General features: G+C 56.7%; 17 protein-coding genes. 8 read left to right on the top strand and 9 right to left on the bottom strand.

The features are described from left to right. Positions 1 to 18: 18 nt before the first annotated feature. Together WBV42_RS19180 and WBV42_RS19185 are read right to left on the bottom strand one after the other, a co-directional pair. Positions 19 to 756, bottom strand: a complete 738-nt coding sequence (locus tag WBV42_RS19180; protein WP_423987455.1) for a DUF4129 domain-containing protein — start codon at positions 754 to 756, stop codon at positions 19 to 21. A gap of 166 nt (positions 757 to 922) precedes the next feature. Next, the gene (locus WBV42_RS19185; protein WP_423987490.1) at positions 923 to 1,861 is read right to left on the bottom strand and encodes a glycosyltransferase; all 939 of its coding nucleotides are present in this window, start codon (positions 1,859 to 1,861) and stop codon (positions 923 to 925) included. A gap of 509 nt (positions 1,862 to 2,370) precedes the next feature. Here WBV42_RS19185 and WBV42_RS19190 point away from each other — a divergent pair. Both WBV42_RS19190 and WBV42_RS19195 read left to right on the top strand, forming a co-directional pair. Then, positions 2,371 to 3,876 (top strand): right-handed parallel beta-helix repeat-containing protein, encoded by a 1,506-nt coding sequence (locus tag WBV42_RS19190; RefSeq protein ID WP_423987456.1) that lies wholly within the window; start codon positions 2,371 to 2,373, stop codon positions 3,874 to 3,876. A 160-nt stretch (positions 3,877 to 4,036) separates the two neighbouring features. After that, the gene (locus WBV42_RS19195) at positions 4,037 to 6,322 is read left to right on the top strand and encodes a flippase (RefSeq protein WP_423987457.1); all 2,286 of its coding nucleotides are present in this window, start codon (positions 4,037 to 4,039) and stop codon (positions 6,320 to 6,322) included. Positions 6,323 to 6,903: 581 nt separating this feature from the next. Here WBV42_RS19195 and WBV42_RS19200 read toward each other — a convergent pair. Continuing rightward, a complete protein-coding gene (locus tag WBV42_RS19200) occupies positions 6,904 to 8,229 on the bottom strand; it encodes a polysaccharide deacetylase family protein (RefSeq protein ID WP_423987458.1) in 1,326 nt (441 codons plus the stop codon). A gap of 333 nt (positions 8,230 to 8,562) precedes the next feature. Here WBV42_RS19200 and WBV42_RS19205 point away from each other — a divergent pair, with 333 nt between their 5' ends. Beyond that, positions 8,563 to 9,957, top strand: coding sequence for a hypothetical protein (locus WBV42_RS19205; protein WP_423987459.1), 1,395 nt, complete (start codon positions 8,563 to 8,565; stop codon positions 9,955 to 9,957). Between the two features lie 34 nt (positions 9,958 to 9,991). Here the strand turns inward: WBV42_RS19205 and WBV42_RS19210 are convergent, their stop codons facing one another. Beyond that, the gene (locus WBV42_RS19210; protein ID WP_423987460.1) at positions 9,992 to 10,723 is read right to left on the bottom strand and encodes an FkbM family methyltransferase; all 732 of its coding nucleotides are present in this window, start codon (positions 10,721 to 10,723) and stop codon (positions 9,992 to 9,994) included. A 321-nt stretch (positions 10,724 to 11,044) separates the two neighbouring features. Between WBV42_RS19210 and WBV42_RS19215 the strand changes: the two genes are divergently transcribed. The 3 genes from WBV42_RS19215 (at position 11,045) to WBV42_RS19225 (ending at position 15,774) form a co-directional block, all read left to right on the top strand. After that, positions 11,045 to 12,565 (top strand): lipopolysaccharide biosynthesis protein, encoded by a 1,521-nt coding sequence (locus WBV42_RS19215; protein WP_423987461.1) that lies wholly within the window; start codon positions 11,045 to 11,047, stop codon positions 12,563 to 12,565. 197 nt (positions 12,566 to 12,762) lie between these two features. Further along, positions 12,763 to 14,511: an asparagine synthase-related protein gene (locus tag WBV42_RS19220; RefSeq protein ID WP_423987462.1), complete on the top strand. Its 1,749-nt coding sequence runs from the start codon at positions 12,763 to 12,765 to the stop codon at positions 14,509 to 14,511. Positions 14,512 to 14,556: 45 nt separating this feature from the next. Beyond that, positions 14,557 to 15,774, top strand: a complete 1,218-nt coding sequence (locus tag WBV42_RS19225; RefSeq protein ID WP_423987463.1) for a DUF1616 domain-containing protein — start codon at positions 14,557 to 14,559, stop codon at positions 15,772 to 15,774. A gap of 126 nt (positions 15,775 to 15,900) precedes the next feature. Here the strand turns inward: WBV42_RS19225 and WBV42_RS19230 are convergent, their stop codons facing one another. From WBV42_RS19230 to WBV42_RS19250, 5 genes are all read right to left on the bottom strand, one after another. Further along, complete coding sequence (locus tag WBV42_RS19230) at positions 15,901 to 16,818, bottom strand: NAD-dependent epimerase/dehydratase family protein (protein ID WP_423987464.1); 918 nt, start codon at positions 16,816 to 16,818, stop codon at positions 15,901 to 15,903. An 86-nt stretch (positions 16,819 to 16,904) separates the two neighbouring features. After that, positions 16,905 to 18,920 (bottom strand): hypothetical protein, encoded by a 2,016-nt coding sequence (locus tag WBV42_RS19235; RefSeq protein ID WP_423987465.1) that lies wholly within the window; start codon positions 18,918 to 18,920, stop codon positions 16,905 to 16,907. A 56-nt stretch (positions 18,921 to 18,976) separates the two neighbouring features. Next, positions 18,977 to 20,038: a DUF354 domain-containing protein gene (locus WBV42_RS19240; protein ID WP_423987466.1), complete on the bottom strand. Its 1,062-nt coding sequence runs from the start codon at positions 20,036 to 20,038 to the stop codon at positions 18,977 to 18,979. Further along, positions 20,035 to 20,991 carry a glycosyltransferase family 2 protein gene (locus WBV42_RS19245; RefSeq protein ID WP_423987467.1) on the bottom strand — a complete coding sequence of 319 codons (957 nt, stop codon included), beginning with the start codon at positions 20,989 to 20,991 and terminating at the stop codon, positions 20,035 to 20,037. The genes WBV42_RS19240 and WBV42_RS19245 overlap by 4 nt, the downstream gene beginning before the upstream one ends. Beyond that, positions 20,992 to 22,362, bottom strand: a complete 1,371-nt coding sequence (locus WBV42_RS19250) for a nucleotide sugar dehydrogenase (protein ID WP_423987468.1) — start codon at positions 22,360 to 22,362, stop codon at positions 20,992 to 20,994. Positions 22,363 to 22,854: 492 nt separating this feature from the next. Here WBV42_RS19250 and WBV42_RS19255 point away from each other — a divergent pair, with 492 nt between their 5' ends. Both WBV42_RS19255 and WBV42_RS19260 read left to right on the top strand, forming a co-directional pair. After that, the gene (locus WBV42_RS19255) at positions 22,855 to 23,433 is read left to right on the top strand and encodes a DUF7344 domain-containing protein (protein WP_423987469.1); all 579 of its coding nucleotides are present in this window, start codon (positions 22,855 to 22,857) and stop codon (positions 23,431 to 23,433) included. Between the two features lie 622 nt (positions 23,434 to 24,055). Further along, positions 24,056 to 25,150 carry a DUF7343 domain-containing protein gene (locus WBV42_RS19260; RefSeq protein ID WP_423987470.1) on the top strand — a complete coding sequence of 365 codons (1,095 nt, stop codon included), beginning with the start codon at positions 24,056 to 24,058 and terminating at the stop codon, positions 25,148 to 25,150. The last annotated feature ends 232 nt before the right edge of the window (positions 25,151 to 25,382 follow it).

Genomic DNA, 25,382 nt, shown 5'->3' on the forward strand with positions numbered 1-25,382 from the left:
GCATGACACGGCGCCCGTTCATGATCCCATCCCGAGTCTGTCGGTTTCGTGGTGAATTCGACCGAGTCGGTCGTCGGTGATCGGTTCTCCGCCATACCGAACCTCTTCGAACGTGCGCGTCAGGGTACGAACAGCGTCCTCGTCGCCACCCGCGTCGATGGCCTCGCGTGCACATTCTCCGGGGGTTTTGGTGTGCGGTCGATTGACGCCGAAGCGTTCGACCATCGCCCACCACGCCTGTTCGATTTCGTTCGACGGGGCAGGCGTCGGTGCCGGTGTTGGTGTTCGTTCGTATCCCCCGGCGTTCCGCTCGTCCGACCCGCCGAACAGCCGGTTGCGGAAGCGAACGCCGGCCGCGACGCCGCCGACGATGACGAAGACCGGAACGATCCAGACCAACCATTGAACGAGTTTCCGGAGCAACGCGAGGAGTTCGTCGAGGAACTCCATCTTCTGCCACGATGAACTCGACTTCGAGTGTTTTGCTTGCTTGTTCGCGCTGGATTGACGTTGTTGCTGGTTCGACTGCTGTCGCTGTTGATTGTTTGACTGTGATGCCGTCGGTGCCCCCTTCGATTGAGCTTCCCGTTTCAACTCCCCTGCGTCGGCCGGGTTGATGGGAAGTGACTTGTAGTTGACATCGATGGCGTCGTCGGGATTGGTGTGAACCGCCTTCCCGAGCGTCGAAGCTGACGTGCCGATGGCGAAGATACAACACAACGCGATGCCCGCTGCGAGGAGTCTATCCGTGTTCATATGGTATCCCCGTCGGTAGTTGAGTATCCGGTTCCACCGGTAACATGGATAGTGTATGGCTCCTTACCGGGTTAATTATAAACCTCGTAATGGATCAGTAGGCGCACCAGTACTCCGAAAAAAGACCGTTTCAATCCGTTACAGAGGTGGCGTAATGTTGATATTTTTATCGTGAACCCGTCGTTTTCGAACCCTGATCGGTGAGCACCCGGTCGTACACGTCTACGATCGAATCAGCCATTTCATCGACGCTCAGCCCGTCTATTACGGTTCGTCCATCTGAAGGATCATCCCGGGCGAGCACGTCTTCGACCGCGGAAACCAGTTCACGGTCAACGTCAGAAACGGTGCAGTTCGAAACGCCGTCGAGCACCTCACGAACGAACCCGACATCGGTCGAGATGACCGGCAGGTTACACGCCGCGGCCTCCTTGACGACCATCGGTCCGGCCTCCCGTTTCGAACTGACGAGGAGGACGTCGCTCGCGTTCATGTAGTACGGGATTTCATCGTACGGAACACCGGACACCGCACGCAGATCGGCATCGACGTCGACCTGCTCGACGATGCGTTTCGCCCGCGTGAAATCCTTGACGTCCCGCGACGTGTCGTACGGAAAGAGGACGATGGGGACGTTGGATTTCCAGCCGATTCGTTCGCGGGCTTCCTGCTTCGGGATCGGTCGGAAGCGTTCGGTATCGACGCCGAACGGGATGAGTGAGTGGGGACCGGAGTAGTTGGCGGCCATCGCTTTCGTCGGGAGGATAACCGCATCCGCCTGCCGTGCAACTGCCGTACTGAGACGGGGGAGCCACCCGTTTTCGCTCATCAGATCGGTTCCCCAAAACGTGATCACGAGCGGGCGAATGGGTTGAGCAAGCGCGAAGGGGGTGACGAGGCCGTAGTTCGCGTGGACGAGGTCGTACTCGGAGAGCGAATGACGGAGTACCTTAGGATAAAAGCGTAGATAGTCGGTTATCGAACGGCCACCCTCCGCCGGACGGGGGACCGTTACCGTCGTACATTCGATGTTTCGCTCCTCCAATTCTCGAATCTGGAGGTCGAAGAACGGACGTGGTGTCGTGACGAGTTGTAACACCTTCATGCTCTCGTGTCGCTCGATTCGGGTGCCGTCCGTTCCGATAGACGTCATTCTCTGTCGTATCGATGCTCCATGCGACTTTTATTATATACCGACTAAGCATCGTGAACACGAAATCGGTGCTCCGAAGGGATTTTTGTTTTTGATTTAATAATGTCTTATATATACATTTAAATTCTGGTATGTTAATTGACCTGACTGTTGAATATGACTGCTGAGTTTTCGACTCTTTTTGGGGGTCTCATCGGTTGTGTGGTAAGTTACCATAGTCATGGAAATTAAAGAATGGAACTACTAAGCCACAGACTTTGGCCAAAAGATTCTAATATAGATTATTGTTGACCGTCAGAACTGCCAACGTACCTGTCTTCCGGTACATCGGGATGGGATTCCTCTCTCACGACGGTTGTCAGTAAACGCTGGGATTCAAAATGACTCAAAAAATCGACGCACATCAATCAAGCGACAATACCGATAGAAGATCGACGCACGGAGCATCACGACGTACTTTCATGAAGGGGGTGAGCGCAGCGGGGTTATGTGCGATCGGGGCACGAACGATGTCCGGTCGAGCGAGTGCGCAGATTCCATACGCTGACGACTACGATACGGTTGTTAACCTCGTAGAAGACGGTGGTTCCGACCCCAACAACGGGGATTCCATCACACCCGTCCTTCGCGAGTATGCGGACGATGATACGCTTCTCTATCTCCCATCGGGCCGCTACTACATGGACGAGCAGTTCCGGCACACTGGATTCGACAACTTCGGAATCGTCGGAGAAGACGACACGACTATCGTCCCAGCGAACTACTTCGATTTCAACGACAGGGATTGGAACTACCGGCTCTTCCGCCTCGGTATTTCCTACAATCCCGGGAGAGATCTCCGTGTCGAGAACCTCAATATCGACCAAACAGCGGACGATACCGGAATCCGCGTCATCGAAGCAGCCGTCGATGACGGTCTCCTCGTCCGCGACATCGACATTAAGGGCAAACACGACAGCGGAACGTGGGGGCCAGGTCGATTCGTCATTACCGATTCCAACGGAACAGGTGTCGTCGAGCGGTTCCACGCACCGGACGGCGGCGCATGGGAAAAGAACACCCCCGGAGACCGACTCTGGCGGGGTCCAACCGGTATCATCTGCAACCACTACAACCGCGGTCGGATGACGTTCAAGGATTGCAGTCTCGGCGGCTTCCCGGACAACGGTCTATACGCAGCCAACGGTTCGGGAAAAATCGTCATTGACGGAGGACACTACGAGAACAGCCAGACGGCAAGCCTCCGAATCGGTGGTGAGGACAGCATCATCAAGAATGCGACCGTATCCGTGAACGAGAGCGATGGGAAGTCCAACCAACACGCGATTCGCGTCGAGAACACGAATTACATCCGTATCGTGGACTGTGACGTCGAGGTGACCGACCCGAACGGCCACGCCATCAAGTCGATGGACGTCGGACTGCTAAGCGTCGATGGGTCGACCGTTCGAACCGCTGGGGACGGCGTCGTGCACGCGTTGGTAGTGCATGGGAGAACCGACAAAGCGCGAATCAAGAATTCGACGTTCGTCCACGATGCGGACGGTGGTTTCTCGATATGGATTCACGACGGTGACGACCAAGTCTTAGTCGAGAATTCGAAATTTACTGGAGACGGGGGTCACGTTAGCGCACGTGCCGCCATCCGCTGTGACCGAGACGACTGCGAGTTCCGGAATCTCGACGTCGAGCAAACCGGTTCGTCCCGTCGCCGGTCACTCGAAATCACCAGCGGCGACTGTCTGGTCTACGATGGAAGTTACATCGGGGAGATGACACCGATAATCGACGCTGGAAGTAGTACGTGGATACAGAGTATCTATTCGGAAGCGGTCAACGGCTCCGCCGGGCTTCGACTCACCGACAGCAGCAGGGACGTGTACATCAAGAAGAACACCATCGTCAACGGCATCGACGACCGTGGCAGCTATGGACTCGCCGGTTGGGGCAACGACTTCAGCGCATAAACAGCGATCCCGGGCAAGCGTTCTATCCGGTCATTCTCATCGTATTATCACCGACACCATCCGATCTAGTTAGTGTATAATAAAGCCCCTTTGGTGGGAAATGGATATCGAGTGTCATCCGAAGAAGACCCCGGTGAAGAGAACGTAGGGTGGTAATTTCGTGCAACGAAGCATGATGAGCGGTCTGCTCTCTGTTGCGGGGACGAAAGTGCTTACTCTGATTATCGGGCTCATCACGACACCGATACTGTATCGGTTGCTCGAACCGAAAGGAGTCGGCATCTACACCACCGTCCTCTCGGTGTTCTCGATGTTCATGATACTGGTGAGCTCCGGAATTACCGATGGGGTTCGTAAATTCCTCGCCGAGGACAGGGATATGGACTGCTGGGAGGAGCACGTCGTCGGGTTTTACTTCAGACTCGCCCTGTTGCTTTCCGTCGCCGGATCGATCGTCCTCGCGCTCTGTGCGTGGTTTGGACTGGTCAAACAGGTGTTTGGTCCCGACTTCGAGCCGTACTTCTACATCCTCGCGCTCCTCGTCATGACACAGCAGTTCCGTGCGTATTCCCGACGGACACTGATGGGGTTCGGGCTGGAACGCTACTCGGAACCGTTGAAAATCGTTCAACAAGTCGTGTTCCTCGCCGTCGCGCTCCCGTTGGTCAAACTCGGCTTCGGTGTCGGTGGTGCGTTGGCCGGGAAGATAGTGGGAGGTGCGCTCGTCGCGGTCATCGGGATGGTACTGGTCACGAGACAGGTGTCACTCAGCGGCGTCGTTCGAAAAACACCGAACGAATTCCCGAGGCGGACGATGTTGACGTTCAATTCGTTGTCCATCGTCCTCATCTTCCTCCTCATGTCGCTGTATCACGTCGACATCCTGATGTTGCAACTGATATCGGGAAGTAACGCGCAAGTCGGCTACTACCGTGCCGCGCTAAAGCTCGCGGAATTCCTCTGGTTCATTCCGATGGCTCTGCAAACCGTGTTCGTCCACTCGATGTCAGAGCTGTGGTCGAACGGCGAAACAGAGCGAATTTCGAAGCTCTCGGCGCTGACGACTCGTTATACGTTCCTGTTGACCGGAGTGATGGCCCTCGGACTGGCAGCACTTTCCAACGTCGCTGTCCCCGTGTATTTCGGCAAGGAATATATGCCAGCGGTTACTCCCCTCATCCTCCTGTTGCCGGGAGCGCTTGGCTTCGCGGTTGCACGGCCGATCCTCGCCATCTCCCAGGGGAAGGGGAACCTGAAGTATCCGATTCTCGCCACGGGAACCGCCGCCGGTATGAACTTCGTGCTGAACCTCCTTCTCATCCCCCGGTACGGGATGCAGGGTGCGGCCATCTCCACGAGCATCGGATACGGTTCGATGTTCATCTTCCACATTTGGAGCGCTCGAAGGGTCGGGTTCAACCCGCTTTCGGATGCCCGTCTGGGACGGGTGCTGGTGACCACGATACTGTCGGCACCGCCCATCTTCGTACTCGCGGACATGTTGGACGTTCAGCCGCTCGTTTTCGGGATTCATGTCCCGCTGTCGCTGGTCACGGTTCCACCACTCGGACTTGCGGTCTTCGCGTTCTTCTGCTTTGCAACGGGCGCGTTAGGAGTCTCTGAAGTCCTCGATACGGTCTCGTCGTTCCCTGAACCGCTCGGCTCGCGTGCCGAAACGCTGCAAACGAAAGTGAGTGAAAACACGATGTCAACCGACTCGATACAGAAACTGATGATCGTCGCTGGAGTCCTGTTGTTCGTCTCGGGGATCGGATACGCGTTTCTCGACCCCGGCTTCGGCGGGATTAGCGACCCAACGCAAGGATCGTCGGTGAACGGCACACAAACGACGGCCCCCGGAACGACGGTGGCCGGGACGACGCATAGCACCACATCGACGAAATCACAGACCACGACGAAGTCGAAGGAAACCGCGAAAGGGACGACAGCATCGTCCTCGACGACGAGTTCCACACCACCGCCATCCTCGAGTACGACAAGTACAACGAGTACGACGTCGCCACCGGACTCATCGACCACGTCGAGTACCAACCCGCCGCCATCGAGTACGACGAGTACAACGAGTACGACGTCGCCACCAACGTCGGGAACGACGACGAGTTCCACGACATCGACGACGAGTACCACCTCGACGTCGGCAGGGACAACCACGACAACCACCACAACCCCCGCGACGACCAGTACGACCACTACAATGACGAACTCGACGACAACTTCGGGATCCGCGAGTACGACGACCACCTCGGGATCAACAAGTACGACGACTACGGGTTCGACGAGTACCACGAGTTCGACCAGTACCACGACTCCAACGTCGAGCACCACATCGTCATCCAGCACTACTAGTAGTTCGACAGGAACGACCAGCACTACATCGTCCGGAACGTTTCTGATCGCCCCCATGCTGGGAGCCATCACGAACTGAGCGGTCGTTGATGGCGTCTGACGCAAAACTCATCGTGGAGGACACCGGAACTCGAATCCGGGGTCTCAGAGTCGATTGAGGGAAGCGGTTTCGAACTAGCGGATACGTACGTGTCGTAGCGGAGAGGGTACTGCTTTTCGGGACATCATCCAGTCACGAGGGGGCAGTCTCGATGGGACATCGTTCGGCGAATAGCATGTGAGCACAAGCCTCTATCGACGAGCACACGAGGGACAAACCGCGGTAGACATGCCCGACACACGAACCAACCGAATCGAGCGGAGAGCGTCGGATCGGAGCGGCGGGAGGAGAGTACACAAAAGTCGGAGACGGCCCTCCATCGAGTCACAGTCCGCGGCGATCACCCTGTGCCGACCCCGTGTCCGTGATGATGAGACGATCAGGACGGTCGAAACAACGACCACGTAGCCCACGAAGGGGATGGACGGATAAAACCGAGCGCGAAACGGGTCGGCGTCACGAGTGATGGAAATCCGTACGGCTCGTGGATGGAATCCAAAAAAAGACGACGGTCGTGCGGGGAGGAAGGGAAAAAGCGAACGACGGGCGAATCGAGCGGTTTAGATAAGCATTCCCTTCTTCTCGAGGTCGGAGAGGGTGACGACTTCGACGTTGCTCTGTTTGATGTAGTCCAGGAGATGCTTGAATTTCTTCTCCGGGAATCCGTTCTCCCCGCCGATGTCGTGGAACAGGAGTGGGGTTAGCTGCTTGTATCGGGCAGCGTAATCGATATACTGTTTAGTGGTCTTGAGGTCGCCGGTACCGTAGATACGCGAGATGAGGGTATCCTTCTTGATGGCCGGTATCGCGTTCGGCGAGCCGCCGAACGACATCGTCACGTCGAAGTACTTCTGTGCGAGCTCGAACGTATTCGGACCGACGACGTTCTTCGGGACGGCCATGTACTTGTAGCCATCGTAATCACGCGCTTTGAGCCACTGTTGTGTCTCCTTTATGAGCTGCTCTTGGTCCTTGCGCGAGCGCTCGTCCATCTGTTTCGCACCTGTATTCGGGTGACAGATCATATCCCACCCGTCGCCGACCATCTTGCGCATCTTCGGCTGCGTGAGATAGCCGTCGTCATAGAGTGCGGCGGGGATGATAGCAATAACACCGGGGAAGCCGTAGCCTTTCATCATCTTGTAGGCTTTCGAGTACTGCGATTCGCGCCCGTCGTCGAACGTAAGCATAACCTTTCCCTTGTCCGGTGCGGGCACCGTCTTCACGTCGTCGACGTAGAAATCGATCGGCTTCGTCGTGTTGGAGTCCTTTGGACGACCCGCGATGCGGATCTCGTATACCTTGGACAAGTCGACGTTTTTCGGGTCCATCTGACCGGTGACACCGAGATTGACGCGGATCCACTTCCCTTTCGGACCGTAAAGCGTGCGTGTCATCGAGACGATGTGGCCGCGATCGGGGGCGAAAAGTTGCACCTCGATCTTCGAATACTCGTGCGACGTACACTTGTACGCAAGGGATAGGTTCTTGTTGCTGAGATTAGCAGGGTCGCTACTGTAATCGATACGTTGTATTTGACCGAACTTCGTCTTCTTGCTTCCCGTGATGTGAGCGGACTGTGAACCCTCGTATTTTACCTTCGTGCTCTTTTTGAGGGTCCCTTGGCCGTTCGTCGCACTCCAGTGGTTGAGCTTTTCGAAGCTCTCGAAAGTCTCCGGACCGCTCTGTTGGTTGCCGCCGTCGTTGGTGGTCGTGTCGTTACCACCCTTCGTGGAGGTCGTTTCCTTGCCGTCACCCTTGTCGGTGGTACTCTTCGTGGAGGTGGTGGAGCTATCGTCACTCCCAAAGGCGGAACATCCGGCGAGACCGGCCGCACCGGCCGCACCGACCGTCGCCAGAAACGTGCGTCGTGTCTGTCGTCTCATCGCTACCCTACCTAACCAGGCATAGGTATTTTCTTATATGGAGCTTAAGGGTACAATGTCAATGATTGTGTATATGGAAAAATCGGTTCGAAAGCACCGTTTACAACGTTTCCAACAGAGGGAAAACGGGGAGGAATTGAACTAGGCACCAGATAATTAATATGTGGGGTCGATACCGCATTTTTGATGGCGTCAGACAGGCAAAATCGAAATATTACGAGTCGTAGAACCTATCTTAAACTTACTGGTGCAATTGCGGCATCGGCTGCTGTCATGGGGTCTGCTTCTGCAAGCAAGTCCGATTATGAAGACCAGTACGATAGCATCATTGATGTGACAGAGGTAGGGGCTGACGACGGAGGGGACGAGTCGATTACACCGATTCTCCAGGAACATGCGGACGACGATACGCTCCTTTACTTCCCATCGGGGCGGTACTACATGGACGAACAGTTCCGATTTACTGGGTTCAATAACTTCGGTCTCGCCGGCGACGACGCGGAGCTCGTTCCGGCAAACTACCACGACTTCGACAGTGGGGGCGATGGGAATTACCGTCTTTTCCGACTGGGAGTCGAATACGAACCGGGAACGGATCTTCGCGTCGAAGGGTTCACCGTCGATCAAACGGCCGACAACACGGGAATTCGTGTCATCGAGGCGGCCATCGATGACGGTCTCCTCGTCCGCGACATCGAAGTTCTCGGCCAACACGACAGTGGAACGTGGGGTCCAGCGCGGATGGTCATCACGGATTCCGACGGAGAAGGTCTCGTCGAACGGTTCCACGCACCGGATGGTGCAGCATGGTCCAGCGAAACGCCGAGCGATGCGCTCTGGCGTGGTCCGACGGGAATCATGTGTAACGACAATAACGAAGGGACGATGACGTTCCGTGACTGTGTGCTCGGTCCCTTCCCTGACAACGGTCTGTACGCCGCAAACGGCAACGGTTCCGTGCAAATCGAGGGTGGCCGCTTCCAGAACAGTACGGGGACGAACGTCCGTCTCGGCGGTCACGACAGCTATATCAAAGACGCCACGATCATCGTGGACCAGGAGAACCCGCACGGAATCGCCCAGCGTGGTCTCCGCATGGAGAAGGGTAACCTGCTCGTCGCCGAAAACGTCGATTTCCAGACGAACGTTGAGGAAAGTCCGGCGATATGGGTGACGCACGATGCCAACTACAATTACATCAAGAACTGTACCGTCACCGTCCGAACGGACGATCCGACGACCGCAGTCATGATTCGCGGTAGTGCGGGACACACGCGTATCGAAAATACCGAAGTCAAGCACGATACGGGTGGCGGTCCAGCCATCAAAATCAAGGACGGCGACGATCCCGTTTACCTCGAAAACGTCACTATCACGGGAGAGGCACCGACTGTGGGATCGCGAAGCGCCATCCAAAACAACCGTGACGACTGTGAGTTCCGAGCTGTTAATGTCAACTACAGTGGTGGCTGGGGTCGACGCGCACTGACTATCACAGGCGACAACTGTCTGGTTTACGAGGGAGATTACGTCTCCGAAGATCACCCGCTCGAAATCAGTGGCAACGGAACGTGGATCGAAGGAGTATCTGCACGCTCACGGCGTGACGACGTCGCACTGCTCCTGACGGGTGACTCCGAGGACACGTACGTCAAGAAGAGCGACCTCGACAACGGCATCGATGACCGTAGCTCCGACGGCTACGACGGTTGGGGCAACGACTTCTGATCGGCGACCGCTGTTCCCCGCTTGCGACATCGACTCAGGTTTGTGACCGCGTCGCCCGAATGTGATAGGCATCGGACCGCTCGCTCAGCCGTTCGACGTCGAATCCGTGATCGCGGAGATACGTCTCGATTTCCTCTGTCGAGGTGTCATAGTGTTGGCTGAGTTCGTGATGAAGCTCCGCATACACGACACGAATGTCCGGAAGGATCGATTCGAATCCACGGAGAACCTGTAACTCGGCACCTTCGACGTCTATTTTGAGAATATCGGGGGATGGATATCGCCCCGCTTCGACCAGCGTTTCGCCCCGATACACATCGATGTCGAGTTCGCCATCGACCGAAAGGGAGTGTTTTCCTTCGCCGTAATTGAGACTCCGGATCGCAAGCGATCCGATCCCGTCCTCGTCCGAGAGGGCAATCTCGGCGACTTCCCACCGATCGATGGGGACGTTCGCGGAGAGGTTGTGTCGGAGACGAACCGCGTTCGTCGGCATCGGTTCGAATGCAACGACTCTCCCGCTCCGGAGACGCTTTCCGACAAAGCACGTGTGTGTCCCGATGTTCGCACCGATATCGTACACTACATCCGACTCGCGAACGTCCTGGAGCAAGGATTCGATGACGGCTTGTTCGCCGACGAGCGAGGATGCTCTGTGATACTCGGTTCGAGAATCGGTCGCGAATTCAGTGGTAACACCGTCGATCGTCACCGTAGTAGACCAGAGATGAATTGCGAGTTTGGCGTGCCAGTAGAGCGTTGACAATGCTGGTGCGATACCCGTCCGCTTACACCATTTCCAAGGGCGGCTTTGGGCGATAAACCGCTCTAAATTACGCATATGAATGTATCATGAGGCGACTCATAAATATATATCACAGATAATCCGAAGCCGAACGGGGGTGGATGAATTAGCAGGGCCATAACGAAGTCAATAAAGGATATATGTTATATCGAGTATCGGACGATATCCACACCACATATCAATATATTACTATTCTACACCGATGAATGCGTTATTTCTACCGAATCACGACGATGATCCGTATTTAGACGCATCCTCATCTCTGGGAGTGCCACGCCCGCGATGAGTAGCAGATCACCGCTCGAATTGTTTCAGTGGCTAAAGCGCGTGTTGTCACCCCGGGGCGGCGTCTCGGAACGGGCAGTGAAAAGCGGCATCTGGGCGTCGATGGCGAACTTCATCGGACGTGGACTACAGCTCGTCAAGCTAATCGTCCTCGCAAACATCCTGACACCGGTACAGTTCGGGCTGGTCGCGTACGCGTTGTTGACGTTGGCCGCCATGCGACGCTTGTCGAATCTCGGTATCAAAGAGGCACTCATCCAAAAAGAGGAGGACGGCGTCAACGAATACCTCGATACTGCATGGACGTTGACGATGATTCGTGGCACGATCCTCTCGATAATCGGGTTTCTCGGCGCACCGTACATCGCGACGTTTTTCGGGGCAGGACCACCGGCGACGCAGGTCATACGGGTGATGTCGTTGGTACCATTTTTGACGGGGATCCAGAATCCCGGTATCGTCTATTTCCAGAAAAATCTGGATTATGATAAGCAGTTCGTCTATCAGGTCGGAAAAGCAGTCGTCGCGGTCGGTGTCACGATCGGGTTGGCGTACCTGTGGGAAAACGTCTGGGCACTCGTCATCGGCGACATCGCAGGCGTGCTGACGGCAACGACGTTATCGTACGTCCTTCACGACTACAAACCGTGGCCGAGTATCGATAGGGAGCAAACCAGGGATCTCGTCGGCTACGGAAAATGGATTACCGCGTCCGGAATCGTCGTCTTCCTTACGACGGAGGGGGACGATATGTTTGTCGGATGGTTACTTGGGAACGCCGCGATCGGGATCTACCAGTACTCGTACAAAGTTTCGAACGCTCCGGCGACGGAAGTGACTAAGGTACTATCAAGCGTCATCTTCCCGACCTACTCGAAACTCCAGAACGACGCCTCGAACCTCCGTCGCGCGTTTTTCAAAACGGTACAACTGGCGACGTTCGTCTCGATCCCACTCGCCGTGGGTATCGTCGCCGTCGCGCCCGTATTCGTCGATGCGTTTCTCGGGGCGGAGTGGCAACCCGTAGTCCAAATAATGCAGTTGCTCGCGCTGTGGGGTATGCTTCGTTCGATCGGTTCGACGACGGGGCCGTTGTTTCAAGCGGTCGGGAAACCCGATATCGCCACCAAGATACAAGTCGGAAAGCTGGTCATCCTCATGATCGCAATCTATCCAGTAACCGAAGCCTACGGTATCGTCGGAACGAGTGCGCTCATCGTGGGTAGCGGGCTGTTCTTCTCGGAACCGGTCGCAACGTACCTCGCCGTGCGTGAGGTCGAGGGAAGCTATCGTCAGTTCCTTCGTCTCCTTTTCTATCCGCTCACGGCAAGCCTCGGTATGCTCGCCGTCGTAACCCTCGTCGGCGCACGACTCCCATTCGGAGGAGTTCCGAAGTTCCTCGTCATGGTCGCCACCGGCGCGGTGTTTTACGGGATGGCCATCCTTGTGATGGAGACCTGGGGAAACTACGGAATCCGCGACGTGTTCCGGACGATGGTCGGAGCTATCGGAGAATGAGGACCGTTTCAGATACTCCTAAACACAATATTCCTGATGTTATACTGTGTATAGTTAACCGCCATTGAGGCTATAGTCATAGTAGAGCCAACCGTGACACGAGCGAGAGCAGAAGAAACGAGAGGAAATCGGCGTGCAGCCGTCGACCGTCGTGGCACGGAACAACCGCCCAACACCCCAATAGAGGAGGAAGAACGATGAACAAAGAGATATTTGGTGTCTTCGGTGATAAGGATGAATTCGAACGGTTCCGCTCCGAGCGAGAATTCGACGATATCGTGACGAGTGAAGTCGCGACCGTCGGAATTCGGGATACAGGGCTCGGGATTCCAGGCCGGAGCGCCTCCTATTCCGGCGACCTCGGGTCATGTGTCATTTGGGGGGAGGCATACCCCAATAAACGAGGCTGGTCCGAACCCGCCCGTTGGCTGTTGGAACAGTACGTAGAGAAGGGAAAAGACGCCGTTCGGGATCTCAACGGATCATATCTCGCATTCATCGAACACGAAGGGGAAACGGTCGTCATCACCGATCCGATTCGGTCGTGGGAATGTTTCTACACCGACGATCCGGGTGTCCGCGTGTTCGGGTCCGACGCGGCTGCGGTCGCAAAAACCATCGATAACCCCACGATGCGCCGCCAGTCCGTGGGTGAATTTCTCCACATGGGCGTCGTTCTGGGGGACAAGACGCTGTTTCATGAGCTCAACCGAACGCCGTTCGACGGCTATCTGACTCCAAACAGTGTGAGCGAGCTCGATAGGTTCGTCTACAACGAACAGGAGATGGACTACGTTGACGAACTCGCTGACCGCCTCCAGCGTGCGATTCGTCTCCGTTCGCGCCAACCCGGCAAGAAGGGATTGTTGCTGTCTGCGGGGTACGACTCACGGACGCTTCTGTCCCAACTTCCCAAGATCGATCACACGTACACTGTCGGAATGCCGGACGCACAGGAGGTAAAAGTCGCCCGTCGACTGGCAAAGCAGTACGGTGTCGACCACACGACGCTGGTGACGAACGACCGTTACATCACACCCGGCGAGCAGAAGGTCCGGGACACCAACGGCATCAAAGAGTCGATTCACATCCACCACGCGGGCTACAACAGCGAAATAGAGGTGGACACGATGTATCACGCTCTCCTGTTCGATACGCTGTTGAAGGGTTTCGGTCACAAGCGGACGGAGCTGAAGTTGTTCGGGAAGACGATTCCAACGAAGCGGATGGATCCGAATCCCGACCCGGTCGAAGCTTCGCTCGATAACTTCGGGTACCTCCCCGATCACAGTGCTGAACTCGCCGAACAGTACACGTCGGACCCGGATGCCGCCGGAAAGTTCGTCCGAAACGCCATCGACGCCGAGTTCGATCGCTGTTGGAGTCGAACCGACGACGTCCAGAACGCCCTCGCGCTGTTCAGTATCCGAAACCAACCGACGATTCCGTCCCGAACCCACCTCGCGGACAACTATCTCGAATCGTTCATCGCGGCCGACACGGAACTGCTGCAATGGCACCTCCAAACACCCCCGGAGTACCGCAACACGTCCACGGTGATTCGGGCGATTCGGCAACTGGATGAGGACCTGTTCCGTCACCGTCCGCCGGACCGTCCGTACACCTCGACGCTCCTGTCGGAGATGGAGCGGTTCGCACGCCGAAAGATCCCGTTCGTTACGGAATATCAGTCGGCGTGGCCCGACCGTCAGAAAGTGTACGACCGCTACAATCTCGACCAGCGGTTGTTCCCTGAGCACGAAACGATCCACGAGTTACCTTCACGGCACAAACTCAGGATCAACGATATGGTCGGATGGGTCGCCCAATGTTCGGAGAACAGGGTCAACCCGACGGACGTGCTGCATCTGCCGACGGAAGCCAAAAACACGGACGATGCGGGATCGAAAACGAACGGAGCGGACGAGGTTCCGTCGGAAAACTGATTAGCAGCCGTATAATAAAACCCGCGTACAACGACTTCCAGGATAATGAGTACGAATAGCCGCTGGTGGTTTCTCGACCTCACGCTGGCGCTTGTGCTGACTGTTGTCGGCGGTGCCGCTTCGTATATGGGGATCGGCGGACGATTACAGGTTGCGCTCGTGGTCCCGCTCGTCGTCTTCTTACCGGGGTACGTTCTCGTCTCGGCGCTGTTCCCGGAGGGAGGAGACAACGAGGAACGATCGTTCAAGCCGAGCGAAAACATCTCGGCGTACGCCATCGGAGGATCTGTGCGGGTCGCGCTCGCAGCAACCCTCAGCGTCGCCATCGTCCCGATGGTGGCCGCGCTGTCGAACTTCACGCCATGGGGGGTTCGTCTGCACCCGATTTTGTACGGTATCGTGATCTTCACCGCAGTGACCGGTGTCGTCGCGTTCGTCCGTCGGTTACGCGTGCCAGCGGAGAACCGGTATTCGCCCGGTCTTCCCGGACTGTTGTTCAGTCCGACGGATCGTTCGAACGGCGGATTGACGATGGCACTGAACGTGGGGATCGTCATCAGTTTCCTTCTGCTCGCATCTAGCGCCGGGTTCGCCGTGCTCCACCCGCCACAACCGAAGACGTTCACCGAGTTCTATCCGCAGACGAACAAGGTAGACGGCAACACACAGACGATGTATCAGTCGGACCTTGCCTCGGACGGCGTGACCGTCAACATTCACAACCACGAGGGGGAAAACGTGCAGTACACCGTCGTCGCCCTCCTCCAGCGGGTCGAGGACGGGAAAGTAACAGATCAATCCCAATTTGCGAAAAAACAGGTAACGGTCGATGCGGGGCAGAAAAAACAGGTAACGCTCACCGGCGACCCAGCGTTCACTGGGGAGAACGTTCGAGTTCAACTCTATCTGTACAAAGGATCGGCGTCGGGACAACCGGACGAACAGGCCCGCGTTTGGCCGGTTTCGAGAAGTGCCTCCTCGGACCAAGGCGACAGTAGCGACCAGAATCAGGGGTCGGACAGCGGTCAGGAGACCACCCAGCAACAAACGACGGAACAGCAGACGACGGAACAGCAAACGACGGCCCAGCAGACGACACAGCGAACGACCCAACGGCAGAGCACCTCGACGAGTTCGCGGACGTCGTCAACGAGCAGTACGTCCACGACAGGGGGAACGACGACCACGACCAACGGAGGCGGCACATCGACGACATCGAGTACCACGACGACTACGACCACTGACGACGGCGGCTTCTTCTAATTCGACGGTCGGTCGGCCGTAGCTGGCCGATCGAATCCAAAATCCGGTCGTGTGTGACGTGTTTATCGGACAGACGGTGGAAAGACCACCCACGCGCATTCGAGGCTCGAAGGAAACGACGGGGGACTATTCGTACTGCTCGCAAACGTGGTGGACGCCTTCCTCGAAGCTGACTTCGGGTTCCCAGCCGGTTTCGGTAGTGAACTTGGTCACGTCCGCCATCGTGTCGTGGACGTACACGTCATCCGGGATGGGATTCTCGACGTACACGGGTTCGACGTCCGTGCCGAGTTCGTCGTTGATGTACTCGACCACGGTGTTGAAGTCGTGGCTCTCGCCGGTGCCGAGATTGTAAACGCCGGTCAGTTCGTTCTCCGCTGCTGCCTCCAGCCCGCTGACGATGTCCGTGATGTACGTAAAGTCGCGTGTCTGACTTCCGTCGCCGTAGATCTCCGGTAATTCGCCGTGAGCGATATCGTCGGCGAACTGGGCGATGATGTTGGCGAACTCCCCTTTGTGCTCTTCCGCACCGCCGTAGCCCTGATAGACGGAGAAGAATCGCATTCCGGCCATGTTCATGTCGTAGTGATGGGCGAAGTACTCGGCGTAGCGTTCGCGGGCCAGTTTGGACGCCTCGTAGCCCGTACGGGCTTCCACGTCCATGGATTCCGGGGACGGCTCCGTCCGACTACCGTAGATGGACGACGTCGTCGCGTATACGACGGTATCACAGCCGTCGTTCCGGGCCTGTTCGACGGTGTTGACGAACCCTTCGACGTTCACCCGTGCACCTTTCGTCGGGTTCTCCTCGTGCATCGCATAGGACGAGAGCGCAGCGAGATGGAAGACCACGTCTACGTCGGTCGGTAGGTCGTCTTCGAGGACGCTCCGTTCGTGGAACTCGACGTCATCGTCGAGGTTCTCCTCGACTCCGAGATAACCATCGTCGATCGCAGTGACTTCGTTCTGTTTGGCGAGATGATTAGCGAGGTTCGAGCCGATAAATCCGGCACCACCGGTTACGAGAACGCGTTTTCCCTGCATGGTTCACCATCCGACAGGGTACGAAAAAAGGCTACTGGAACGTCAAAGCGAAAACCTCGCCCGTCTGGGTGAGGAGGCTGTCAACCTTAGACAGTCCGGTTGGCACAGAGCATCACGTCCCCGTTGTCGTAGAGGATGCTCTGGTCGGGACGACAGATCTGTTGTTGGGAGACCTGTCGGTAGACGGGAACGCTTGCGGTTTTATCGCCGTTGGCCTGCTTAGATTGGCTCTCGTTGAGCTGTTTGACGAGTTGGAACGACGGTGCCCCGGTGGACTGGTACTGTCGGTACACCGTAAGCGGATGGTCGGTCGGACCATCCCTGTTATCCGCCGAGAGGTTGGCCGCAGTCGCCGGATACGCCCCTGTTCTGGCGAACACCGTCTGATACGGATGGTCGGTGTGGATGAACAACGACTTATCCCGAGGGAGCTGGGACGAATCGGGCGACCCCGTCATATCCGCGATGGTGTGAACCGCCGCGATTTCCGATTCGGTGTAGGTCAGTCGCTCCTGGTCCTGCGGGAAGAACGGACTGTCCAACGTCCCGTGGCTGGAAATGACCATCACACTCGGATACACGAGCGCGAGGACGACCAACACTGTAACCACGACGTTCCGGTTGAGGTTGTGCACGAGATAACCGACGCCCATCGCACCGAGAACGGCCATCGGCGCGTAGAGGAACGCGAACCAGCGCTGTGGGATGAAGTTCCGGATGCCGAACATCGGCAGACCGAGCGTGAAGGCCGTCATCACGAGCGTCGCGAACAACAGCGTAAACACCGAGTGTGAGATACGCTTCCGGCGAAGCACGTACAGACAGCCGACGGTCGCCAACGCGAACAGGATCAGGAATCCCGACGCGTCGATGTACGTCTCGATGTTTTGGAGGAGGGTCGGTGCGGAAAGCGTGATGAATTGGGAGTTGTTGCTCGCGAGATTGAACAGTCCTGCGCTCGACACCAAGGTCTGTTCCAGATACAACAACACCGTTGCGAGGAACGAATTCCCGTTGTACGGGGTGAACGACCACATGAACGTGATGAGACCGATGTCGAACGCGAGGAGCCCCGCGAGGTTGACGGGTTCCAGTTTTCGGTAGACACCCGGTCTCCGGGCCGTCGTCTGGAAGATGTCGAGCTTGAGCACGAACTGTGCCAAGAGTCCCGAGAACACCACGACGAGCATGATGAACGTCGACACCTGATGGGTCAGGATGATGGCGATGGAGAGGAACACGAGCAGGCCGAAGTCCCGTGCGTTGTACTCCAGACGCATGATCCGCAGGAGCGCGTAGACGATAGCGATGAAGAACAACAGCCCGTGGCTCGTCGGAATGAGGTGAATCCCCCACTCGATGAAGTAGTCACCGAGCGAGTACAGCATCGCCGCGAGCACGGCCCACCGTACCGGAACGAGTAGCTTCGTCGCGCCGTAGACGAACAGGATTGCCATCGGCATCACGAGACCGATGGAGAGATACAACCCGTTCCGTAGCGACACGTCGTACAACATCGCGGAGGACGCAACGAGCAAGTGGAACAGCGGTGCCGCGATGTGTTTGTTCCCGTTCATCGCGGAGAGGGAGTGCTGTTCGAAAACACCACGGGCCAACTGTGTCATGTGCGTCCAGATGTCGATTCCGATGTACGTCGGTGTGGTGTACACCGCCGTGAGCCGAATGACGAACGCGAGCGCGATTACCTGGACCAAGAGAAGCGACGGGTGGAGGTCCTCGTCGTCCACGAACAGGATTTGAAGCATGATGAGCGTTCCCGTAATGGCCGAGAGGACGTAGAACAACCGGGAGCGCTCGCTCGCGTGCAGTGCGACGGCGATCATCGCGGCCATCAGCACGAAACTGATACTCGGGAGTACCTGTGCAACTAGCTGTGAGAACGATGGATACTCGTAAATCGTCTCTCGGTCATTGCGGACAGCGAGCAGATAGAGTCCACAGCCGAGACCGAGGACGATGGGAATCGTCTTGATGTATATCTGTGAGGCGAAAAATCGCAGCGGAAACAGCCCGATGGCGACGATGAGGCCGATAATTGCCGCATCGACGTCGAACCGGCGCTGTTTCAACCAGCCAGACATACTCCCAAACATCGATTATCGCCTCCGTCCGTCAAATGGTGGTTCCGTCATCATAGTTAAACCTCCGCGCCCGGCCGTGTCGTTCGACCATGTGCATCCCGAGAACGGCCGGTGAGGGCGCGCAAAATGACATCAGTCGTATCGACTTTGTCATCGAGAAGCCGTTCTCGGCGTTGCTGCCAGTCGGTATCCCCTTCGAGGATGGAAACCGACTGTTCGAGCGCGCGCTCGTGTCGGTCTTCCTGCTGATAGTTGAACAGGAGTTCGTAGCGCTCGTCCAGTTCGTCCGTGTAGCCCATCGTTAGCGTGTTAACGTAGATGGCAGGCGTGCCGAGGACGGCACTCTCCGCCGCCATCGTCGCGCCTTCCCCGACGAACAAGTCGGCGAATGCGAGCAGGTCGTGCATCCGGTGTGGCGCGACCGTTGCCCGGTGTGATTCGAGCGACGAGGGGAGCGAGCGCTCGGAAGTGATGAGCACCTCCGAACCGGCGTCCTCCAATTGCGTGACGACATCGCGTACGTCGTCGAATCCACCTTGTCCCACGTCGTGTGATGCACCCCACTCGACGAGCCTGAGGACGGTGAATTTTTCCTCGGGATCGAGACCGAGTTCCTCAACCACCGTTGGGTCGGGCGTGAATCGGTCGGAGTGGAGATACGCGAGTTCGTGATAACCGGGGTATCGAACCTGCTTCGAACCCACATCACGCGTGTAACAATCGGGGGTGTAGATGGCGTCAGCGAACGGGAACGCGAGGTTCTGAATGAGTTTCGCGTGCTCCGTGTCGTAGAAGATGACGCTGCGTGCACGCACGGCCGTTGCCACGTGTGCGGCCGCTACACCGCCGATGGCGGTTATCACGTCCGGCTTCAACTGAACTGCTCGGCGGAGCAGACGCGCCTCGTAGGTCGCCTGTACCCGTGCCAGTTGCGACAGACCCGACGCGGTGCCAGCCAGCACCTCGTGGTCGATGTCGTACCGATGGAGCAGTTCGACCGCCATTTCCTTCTCACGGGCGAAGACGTGAACGTCGTGCCCCTCGTCCTCCAGTTCCGCGATCGCGTTGCGGAAGAAGTGGACGTGTGCCGGGTGCTGAATGGTGACGAACACTCTCATGGGTTCTCCCTCCTGTCGAGGACGATTCCGACGATGATTCCGACGACGCTGACGAGAAGCGACGTGAGCGATTTGCGCGCGTCGTCGTTCTTCGTCCCGGTGAGGACCGAGCCCAACGCTCTGACACCGAGTGCGATCCCTGCCAACCCGCTGACGATGCCGAAGAGATAGGCGATACCGAGCGGGTGAGTTCGGTAGCGTGCCCCGAGCCGCCAGAAGAAGTTTCTGAGGAGCATGAGCGACACCTTCGGGATGTAGTCACCGTACTTGATGCTACTCTCCTCGTCACCGTAAGTCGCAGGCATATCCACGTCCGCAACCCGCATGCCGGCGACGTTCAGCTTCACGAGGATGTCGTTACAGTAGCCGTAGTACTCGTACATTCCTTCGAGGTCGATAGCCTCCAGCGCTGGCAACGAGATCGCCGTGTATCCGTTCTGTGGATCTGTTATGCTCCAGTAACCGCTGGCGATGCGCGTCAACCCTGTCAACAACCAGTTTCCGAGTAGGCGGAATCGTGGCATCTCTTTGCGGAGTTCCGAGTTCGAAAGACGGTCGCCTTTCGTGTACTCGGCGTCTCCAGCCACGATCGGGTCGAGAAACCGAGTCATTATATCGGGATCCATCTGTCCGTCCGCATCGACGGTAACGGTGATGTCCGTCCCGTCCTCGCGGGCCGCGAGATACCCCGTTTTGATCGCCGCACCGGCCCCTCGGTTCATCGCGTGCTGAATGGCGACGACGCCGCTGACGGCGTCGTCACTCTCCCCTGCACGGGGTGCACGCTCGATGGTTGCGTGTGCTCTAATTTCGTCCCACGTACCGTCGGTCGAGGCGTCGTCAACAGCGTAGATACGATCCACGAAGTCGGGGAGCGAGTCGAGAACATCGCCGACGAACCCTTCTTCGTTGTACGCGGGCACGACGACGCCTATCGTGTGCCCTTCGTACATCTACACCCTCCGGTAAGCGAATCCGGCGTCGAGTACTTTCTCGGCGTTGAACGCGCCAGTTACGTCGATGAAGACGGGATCGTCGTTCATCCGGTCAGCCATGTCCTCCAAGTCGAAATCGTAGAAATCCTGATGCGGCGTGGCGAGGACGATGCCGTCGTATCCGTCGAAGGAGAAATCGTCGTCCTCCTCCACGGAGATGCCGAACTTCTCACGCATGAGTTCGTTGTCACCGTGTGGATCGTAACCGACGGTCTCGATGTCGAACTCCTGGAGTTGACGAATGATGCCGTCCACTTTGGACGTGCGGATATCGGCCACGTCCGGCTTGTAGGTCAGCCCGAGGATGAGGACGCGACTGTCTCGAAGCGTCTTTCCTGCCCGGTTCAGCTCCTTTATCATCATGTTAGAGAGGTGGGCAGGCATGGCTTCGTTGACGTCACGGCTCTGCTGGATGAGTTTGGGCGAGAATCCAGCCTGCTTGGAACGATGGATGAAGAAATACGGATCAACAGGGATGCAGTGACCACCGACCAGACCTGGGCGGTAGTCGTGGAAGTTCCACTTCGTCCCCGACGCTTCGAGAACTGAACGCGTGTCGATGTCCATATCCATGCTGTCGAAGGCCATCGCCAGCTCGTTCACGAGCGCGATATTCAGGTCACGCTGGACGTTTTCTACCACTTTGCTCGCTTCCGCGACTTCCATGGAGTCCGCTTTGTGAACGCCCGCGTCGATGACGGTCGCGTACAGTTCGGCGATATCGTCACGAACCTCGTCGTTCATTCCGCCCACGACTTTCACGACGTCGCGGAGACCGTGCTCCGGGTCGCCGGGCGTTGCGCGCTCCGGCGAGTAGCCGACGAAGAAGTCCACACCGCAGGTCAGTCCGGACGCTTCTTCGATTGCGGGAACGAGGATTTCACGGGTCGCTCCCGGGAAGACCGTCGATTCGAGAATGACGGTCGTGTCGGGGGAGATGTGTTCGCCCACAGTTTTGCCAGCAGCCACCACGAAGTCGAAGCTGGGTTGGTCGTTTTCGTCGACCGGCGTCGGAACCGCGATCATCACGTAATCCGCACGGGTGATCTCGTCGGGATCGTTCGTGTACGTGATTTCGCTCTCAGCGATCGCCTCGTCTCCGAGGTCTCCCGTGGTGTCAGTGCCGCCGCGAAGGGTTTCGACTTTGCTGTCGTCAATGTCGAAGCCGACGACGCTGTACCCTTCTTGGTCGAATCCGACTGCCAACGGGAGTCCAACGTAGCCGAGACCGACGACACAGATCGTCGCTTCCCGGGCCTCTGTTACGTCGCTCTCATCACTTCCAGCGTAGTCCGGCTGGCTGTCGATGTCTCCTATCGTCGAGTTCATGGGTGATTGTCCTCCATTCGAATGCTCCCCGGTATCGACTGATACCAGAGCGACCGGCAGCGAGGGAAAGCGGAGGTTGAGTTTCCTTCGATTCTCCGGTCGGACTTTCCTCGTTAAAATCCATCAAACCCTGTGGGCTTTATTATACACTGACTAATGGCCTCATGCCCGAAAATGGCGGTTTTTCAGTAGGAAGATATGCGGGGAGGGGGAAGATAACACACCACAATCCGTAGATAGATAATATCCACAACCAGTCACGCACGCGTAATAGCAAATAGATAAGCCACCCCCGAGTCAGCCGATCTTCGTGACTGACGGGTCCGATATGTTATGAAAATATATGCGGGTGGATAATCGCAAGACTGCGAGATTATGAACCCGATACAACGGTTTGAATGGTAAACGAACAAGAACGAACAGTACGGGAAAGTGGGTGCAACATCCGGGAGCGGCTTCTCCGTTTATTACCTCCCCCAGGAACGGACATGTATGAGCGCAACAACACAACAGGTCGAAGAACAACCTAGCTCCATGGACACGACATCGTCCGTAGAGCTGAGCGAGGATCAAATCTACCATCTCCTACAGAACGAACGACGTCGTTACGTCCTTCGATATCTACACGGCTCGGACGGACAGGAATCGATGCGCGACATCGCGGAACAGGTCGCGGCATGGGAAAACGACAGCACCGTTCAGGCGATCACGTCCAGCGAACGCCAGCGCGTGTACATCCCGCTTTACCAGTCCCATCTGCCGAAACTCGACGAAGAGGGTATCATCGAGTACGACCAGAGTCGCGGGACCGTAGAAAAAACGGACATGGCCGACGTGTTGTACGACTACCTCGAACCGACCGCAGTTGCGGCGGATGACGACGAAGATGGGAGCGATGACGAGCAAACTCGCTGGGAACATTACTACCTCGGCGCATCCGGCATCGGCGTAACTCTGCTCGCCGGAGCGACACTCGGTCTGTCCCCGTTCGCGATACTCCCACCCGGTTCGGTCGGACTGGCGATCCTCGGCATGTTTTGGGCGTTAACAGTTGGACAGCGACTCGCGTGACGATCGACCAAACGACCGAGAGATAGGGAATATTTTGCCGATTAGTTTTTTACTAATACAGCTCATTTTTTCTTTTATTTACATCTGCGAATTCGTCAGATCTCCATGAACCGACGAATCTCGGTCGTAACCTACTAGTAAGGCAGGCTAAATACAAAAGGTATAAGCAATAGAAATCCAACCCCAAAGGAAAAATACTCAGCGCGGAAATACCAAACATAGAACGGTTCACCTTACGAAACCGGAAGCTAGACTTCACACCAACATGACAAACAGGCAACTAGCCATCTTCTCCGTCTGCCTGCTACTCCTCGCCGCCGTCGCGCCGACCGCGTCCGCCGGTGCAACACCGGGAGGTAATCAATTCGTTATTCAGAGCGTTACGTACGCGGGTGCGGGCGTTGCCAAAGTCGGGGACAACATGACGTATTTGTGGCGGTCAGCACCACACAACGAAACTGTAACAGTGTATACAGGGAACCGTTCCGGAACGCACGAGGTGTGTACGAATTTCCGTACGCCGGGGAACGACACGACGAATTTGACGGGCACGAAGACGTGTCGGGAGGTATCCTTCTCCCCTAACAGCGTCCAACAAATCAATTTCAGCTTCGGGAGTATTTTGACGAACGCGAGTGGGCGACAGAACGCTGTTGCGACGGTCAAAGACGGAGAGAAGGTCATCGCACAGCAAACGGTTTCCGTCTATCTCATGGTGAAGACAGGCGATGACGATGGGGACGACCTGACCAACGAGAAGGAGATCAAGCTCGGAACGAACGTTACGAGCAAGGATACCGACAAGGACGGGCTCGAAGACGGCGAAGAAGTGAACAACTACGGGACGAACGCGACGAAAGCGGATACGGACGGGGATGGACTCCGCGACAGACAAGAGATAAGCATCGGTTCGAATCCGACTCAGGAGGATACCGACGCGGACGGGTTGTCCGATAAGCGCGAATACGAACTCGGAACGAACGTCAGTAACGCCGATACCGACGGTGATGGATTGACCGACGTTTCGGAGGTGAACGGCACGACCAAACCCACGATGGCGGACAGCGATAAGGACGGACTGAACGACAGCGTGGAGGTCGCAGGTGCCACGGATCCGATGAAACCCGATACCGACGGGGATGGGTTGGAAGATGGAAAAGAGAGGAAACTCGGGACCGATCCGACGAAAGTAGATACCGATGGGGACGGACTGGCTGACGGAAAGGAGAAAGAACTCGGGACGGATCCGTTGAAGCGAGATACCGACGGCGATGGACTGAGTGATGGATTCGAACACAGCTTCGGAACGAACCCGAACAGTCGCGTTCTCACTGGCGGCCTGTACCTCGTCTTCTTGAGTTTACTCGTCGGGATGGCGCTGTTGGTTCAGCGGAACGGAACCGAATGGCTACCGACGCTATTCGGGGGCGAGAGCAATCGGGACGGAGAGCCCAAACCCGAGCCACACCTACAGGATGGAAAAGTGACGACAGACGCTGATCGCGTCTTAAAACTCCTGCGAGAGAACGGTGGTCGGCTTCCACAGGGGGAAATCATCGAGCGGACGGGGTGGTCGAAATCGAAGGTAAGTCGCCTCCTTTCGAAGATGGAAGACAGAAAACAGGTGAGTAAGATAAACATCGGCCGGAAGAACATCGTCATCCTCTACGGACAGGAACCTGGAAAAACGAATAGCACGTCCGAAAAACCGCAGTAGAGACTGTTGAAACCGCTAGTCAACGGGTAGTTCGGCGTCAAAATATCAAAATATACAACATTATAAAGACACATCTAAACAGAGTAGAGCTGTATCAAAATCAAATACATTCGGTTTACATTCCTGCTAAGATACCCCCTTAATCAGTCTATAGTAATGGGGGTAGGGAGAAATGTCGAAGACAAGAGCCAGTCGTTTCCAGCAGTTGGGACGGCGGGGCCTATAGGACACA

The organism is Haladaptatus sp. (assembly GCF_049589095.1).
Lineage (GTDB): Archaea > Halobacteriota > Halobacteria > Halobacteriales > Haladaptataceae > Haladaptatus.

Bases quoted from the DNA above. Each gene is read 5' to 3' on its own strand.
- WBV42_RS19220 (WP_423987462.1), top strand. From the start codon at position 12,763: ATGAACAAAGAGATATTTGGTGTCTTCGGTGATAAGGATGAATTCGAA.
- WBV42_RS19180 (WP_423987455.1), bottom strand. From the start codon at position 756: ATGAACACGGATAGACTCCTCGCAGCGGGCATCGCGTTGTGTTGTATC.
- WBV42_RS19230 (WP_423987464.1), bottom strand. From the start codon at position 16,818: ATGCAGGGAAAACGCGTTCTCGTAACCGGTGGTGCCGGATTTATCGGC.
- WBV42_RS19200 (WP_423987458.1), bottom strand. From the start codon at position 8,229: ATGAGACGACAGACACGACGCACGTTTCTGGCGACGGTCGGTGCGGCC.
- WBV42_RS19225 (WP_423987463.1), top strand. From the start codon at position 14,557: ATGAGTACGAATAGCCGCTGGTGGTTTCTCGACCTCACGCTGGCGCTT.
- WBV42_RS19245 (WP_423987467.1), bottom strand. From the start codon at position 20,991: ATGTACGAAGGGCACACGATAGGCGTCGTCGTGCCCGCGTACAACGAA.
- WBV42_RS19255 (WP_423987469.1), top strand. From the start codon at position 22,855: ATGAGCGCAACAACACAACAGGTCGAAGAACAACCTAGCTCCATGGAC.
- WBV42_RS19250 (WP_423987468.1), bottom strand. From the start codon at position 22,362: ATGAACTCGACGATAGGAGACATCGACAGCCAGCCGGACTACGCTGGA.
- WBV42_RS19215 (WP_423987461.1), top strand. From the start codon at position 11,045: ATGAGTAGCAGATCACCGCTCGAATTGTTTCAGTGGCTAAAGCGCGTG.
- WBV42_RS19235 (WP_423987465.1), bottom strand. From the start codon at position 18,920: ATGTCTGGCTGGTTGAAACAGCGCCGGTTCGACGTCGATGCGGCAATT.
- WBV42_RS19190 (WP_423987456.1), top strand. From the start codon at position 2,371: ATGAAGGGGGTGAGCGCAGCGGGGTTATGTGCGATCGGGGCACGAACG.
- WBV42_RS19240 (WP_423987466.1), bottom strand. From the start codon at position 20,038: ATGAGAGTGTTCGTCACCATTCAGCACCCGGCACACGTCCACTTCTTC.
- WBV42_RS19185 (WP_423987490.1), bottom strand. From the start codon at position 1,861: ATGAAGGTGTTACAACTCGTCACGACACCACGTCCGTTCTTCGACCTC.